This window comes from Streptomyces fuscigenes (assembly GCF_021556455.1).
Classification (GTDB): domain Bacteria; phylum Actinomycetota; class Actinomycetes; order Streptomycetales; family Streptomycetaceae; genus Streptomyces; species Streptomyces fuscigenes.
Genome location: NZ_JAKGCV010000479.1, coordinates 1 through 4,010 on the forward strand (window position 1 = coordinate 1; position 4,010 = coordinate 4,010).

The 4,010-nt window shown below is 74.9% G+C and carries 3 protein-coding genes; 2 read left to right on the plus strand and 1 reads right to left on the minus strand.

All coding sequences use genetic code 11. From position 1 onward, the window contains the following. Window positions 1-249: 249 nt before the first annotated feature. Window positions 250-1,308, minus strand: coding sequence for a DUF3027 domain-containing protein (locus L1885_RS24910; protein ID WP_235799423.1), 1,059 nt, complete (start codon window positions 1,306-1,308; stop codon window positions 250-252). A 447-nt stretch (window positions 1,309-1,755) separates the two neighbouring features. Here L1885_RS24910 and L1885_RS24915 point away from each other — a divergent pair, with 447 nt between their 5' ends. After that, window positions 1,756-3,303 carry an MFS transporter gene (locus tag L1885_RS24915; protein ID WP_235799425.1) on the plus strand — a complete coding sequence of 516 codons (1,548 nt, stop codon included), beginning with the start codon at window positions 1,756-1,758 and terminating at the stop codon, window positions 3,301-3,303. Window positions 3,304-3,329: 26 nt separating this feature from the next. Then, complete coding sequence (locus L1885_RS24920; protein WP_235799424.1) at window positions 3,330-3,833, plus strand: DUF2771 domain-containing protein; 504 nt, start codon at window positions 3,330-3,332, stop codon at window positions 3,831-3,833. Window positions 3,834-4,010 lie beyond the last annotated feature (177 nt).

The window sequence follows — 4,010 nt, forward strand, 5'->3', positions numbered from 1 at the left end:
CGCGGAGCAGGCGTCACGGGGGCAGGTCGACGCGACGGGCAGGTCGACGCGACGGGCAGACCCGCGCGGCGGCGGACGCGCGGGGGCCCGCGGGCAGGGCCCGGCCCCGCCCTCGCCCCCGATACGCCGTGGCCGCTACCGCGCCCGGTCGGTGCGGACCCGGTCGGCGCGGACCCGGTCGGCGCGGACCCGGTCGGCTGTGCGCGGCCGGTCGGCTGTGCGCGGCCCGGTCGGCTGTGCGCGGCCCGGTCAGCTGTGGCCGAGGTCCTCCGAGCCGTCCTGCTCCGCCGACGCCGGCACCGAGCCCTCCTCGCGCGAGGGGTGCAGCGGGAAGCTGTCCGAACCGACGGTGTCGAGCACCGGCGCCGGGGGCACCGGCGGCTTCGGCATGACCGCCGCCTCCGAGTGGCCGCCGCAGCCGTACGCCAGGGAGACCACGCGGCCGTCCGCCGGCGAGAACTCGTTGGCGCAGATGCCGAAGGCCTGCCGCAGCGAGCCGCCGAGCGGCACCAGGAAGCCGCAGGACACGCACGGCGCCGGGGCAGCCTGCGCCATCGCGGTCTTCGGGCCGAACTCCTCGTCCCACCGGTCGGCCGCGATGTGCAGCCCGTACCGCGAGAGCACCCGCGGCCGGCCCATCCCCAGCTCCTCGGCGACCGAGGCGATCCGGGCCCGCGCGGGCACCGCCGAGGGCAGGTCGGGGGTGTTCAGCTCGGCGTCCTCGGCCTCGACCAGGTCGGCGACCGCGCCCGACGCCATGCCGGGCGGCAGCGCGTCCGCCACGGCCGGAGCGGGAGCCGGGGCGGCCTCGGGCGCCGCTGCCGGGGCCCCGGAGGCCGGCCCGGTCGCATCCTCAGCGTCCTCTGCGGCCTCGCGCACGGCGACGGAGTCGGGGGCGTTGGGGGGCTCCTGGTCGGCGCCCGTGTAGCCCGGTTCGAGGCGCAGGTCGTCGGCCTCGGTCGGCAGCAGGTCGCCGGGGCCCATGTCCCCGGGACGCAGACGCTCGCTCCACGGCACCCACTCGGGGGCGAGCAGCGCGTCCGGTCCGGGCAGCAGCACCGCCTCGTCGAGCGTGACGACCTTCGCACGGGAGGCGCGGGTCACCGTCACCGCCCAGCGCCAGCCCCGGTAGCCGAAGTCGCGGCACTCGAAGAGGTGGGTCACGACCCGGTCGCCGTCGGCCACCACCGAGACGTGCTCCCCCACGATCCCGGGTGCCGCCACTTCCTGGGCGGCGGACCGCGCGAGGTCTACCGCCTCTGCGCACAGGCGGTCGGGGGTACGGCTTCGCGTCGTCGCAGCACTCACAGGTCTCGCTTCTCTCCTACGCCGTAGCAGCACGGGTGCGCCGGCCGTTAGCGGTGTACGGGCCGAAGGCGGAGCGGACCTGGGGGCCGCATCGACGTCCTCGCCCGACCGGTTCCCGGGCGCACCTCAACGTTGTCCACAACCATTCTGCGGGATCACGAAGCGGCGCGCGGTCGCGAGCAACCGCCGGTGGCGCGCTACGCACGCTACCTCTTTCGCCGCCTTCGGCCCACCTGCACGGCGCCATTCCCAGTGTTCGAACACGGTCGCAACACACCCGTGACCCGCCCGGCGGGCCCGGGCACCACCGCTTCGCGCCCTGCCGCGCCCCCGGCCGGTGGCCGACACCGCGGTGAACGCCCGTGCGAGGACGGGGGCTCGACCGTTCGCCGCGCTGTCATGTACGAGATCGGTTCGCTCACCGGGGACGTGGGGCACTATGACGGAGTGGCAGCCGCCAGGTCGTCCGATTCGTCCGGCCCGCTCCGCAGGACGGCGCGGGCGATCGGTCGTGCCCTGCACACCCCGGTCACCGGACCGGCGAAGGGTGTCAGGAAATTCACCAACGCCCACGGCGCCGGAGAATCCGGGCTCGGCAAGCTGATCGAACTGCACGCAGTGAACGGCGCCGGCGACGTCATGATCACCGTGGCGCTGGCGTCGACCGTCTTCTTCTCCGTACCCACCGACGAGGCGCGGGGCCGGGTCGCCCTCTACCTCGCCATCACCATGGCGCCGTTCACTCTCCTGGCCCCCGTGATCGGACCGATTCTCGACCGGCTGCCGCACGGCCGCCGCGCGGCGATGGCCATCGCGATGCTGGCCCGCGCGGTGCTCGCGCTCGCCATGTCGGGGGCCGTCGCGACCGGCGGCATCGAGCTGTACCCGGCGGCGCTCGGCTGCCTCGTCGCGTCGAAGGCGTACGGCGTGGTGCGCAGCGCCGTGGTGCCCCGGCTGCTGCCGCCGCGCTTCCCGCTGGTGAAGGCGAACTCCCGGGTGACGCTCGCCGGTCTGCTCGCCACCGGCGTCGCGGCCCCGCTGGGCGCGGGGCTGCACCAGGTGGGCGTCCAGTGGCCGCTGTACGGATCGTGCCTGATCTTCCTGGGCGGCACGTACCTGGCGTTCTCGATGCCGCCGAAGGTGGACTCCTCGAAGGGCGAGCGCACGGCCCACCTGGTCGACTACCACGCGGGACCCGCGCACATCGAGCAGGAGACGCGGTCCCTGGGCGACGGGGCGCGCAACGCGCTCGGCCGGGCCACCGCCCTGCTGCGGCGGGAGCGGCCCGACCCGCGCGAGGCGCCCGACCGGCGCGAGGGGCCCGATCGGCGCGAGGCGCCCGACACGCCCCCCAAGGCACCCAAGGGGGACAAGGGGGACAAGGAGAAGCGGCCGCGGCCCACGCTGCGCACGGTCGGTCCTTCCGTGCTGCACGGCCTGGAGGCGAACGCGTCCCACCGCGCCCTGTCGGGCTTCCTCACCTTCTTCCTGGCGTTCCTGCTGCGCGACCACCCGCTGCACGGGCTGAACGCCGCCGTCTCGCTCGGCATCGTCGGCGTCTCGGCGGGCGCGGGCAACGCGATCGGCACGGCTGTGGGCGCGTGGCTCCGCGCCCGGGGACCGGAGCTGATCATCATCACGATGCTGGGTCTCGCGCTGTCCGCGACGATCCTCGCGGCCCTGTTCTTCGGTCCGGTGATGGTGGCCGTCGTCGGCGCGGTGGCCGGCTTCTCGCAGGCCCTGTCGAAGCTGTCCCTCGACGCGACGATCCAGCGCGACGTCCCGGAGCAGGTCCGCACCTCCGCCTTCGCGCGCTCCGAGACCGCGCTGCAGGTGGCGTGGGTCCTGGGCGGCGGGCTGTCGATGGCCCTTCCGCTGAACGCGTCGCTGGGCATGGGGGTGGCCGCCGCGATCATGGCGACGGGAGCCGTCACCTCCGTACGGGGTCTGGTGCGCCAGGCGCGGCGCGGCGCGTCGCACCCCCGCGCCGCGTGAGTGCGGTGGACCGATAATCTTCGCCCATGACCGTTGCGATCATTCCTGCCAAGGCCCGCAGGGCCGGCGTCGTCCTCGGTGCGGTGTCCGCCGGGCTCCTCGTGCTCTCCGCATGCGACAAGCCGACGCCTCTCGCCACCGTGACGGTCGGCTCGGGTTCCGTCCACACGGAGGCCAGCTGCTACAACGACGGCAAGGCCCTGTCGACGTCCGAGGCGCAGTCCTGCCTGGGCGAGAAGGCCGACCACACCATCAGCGTCGGCCCCGACGACACGGTCGGCTTCGGTGTCGACCCGGCCCTCACCGACAACGACAACGGCTGGGCGCTGTTCCTCAACGGCCAGCAGGCCGAGGCCCAGCCCTCCACGGCCACCTACCGGCCCATCCCTGGCGCGTCGTTCTTCCAGCCGGACCAGACCACGGGCCAGGCGCCCAAGACCGTCCAGGTCGCCATCGTCGAGAGCAACAAGAAGTCGCCGTCGATCCGCGGGATCTGGCACTTCGAGCTCACGATGAAGTCCAGCGACTGAGGCGCGGGTCTCCCGCCCCCGGACGCCGCCCCCGATCCCCCGAGTGATGTGCCGCATGCCGAGTGATCCGCCGGTCCCGCCGGTCCCCTCCGAGGAGTCGGCCGCCGCGCCGCCGGCCGGGGGCGCGCCGCTTCCGGGCCCGGCCGCGGTACGGCACCCCGGCGCGGCGGACGGCGC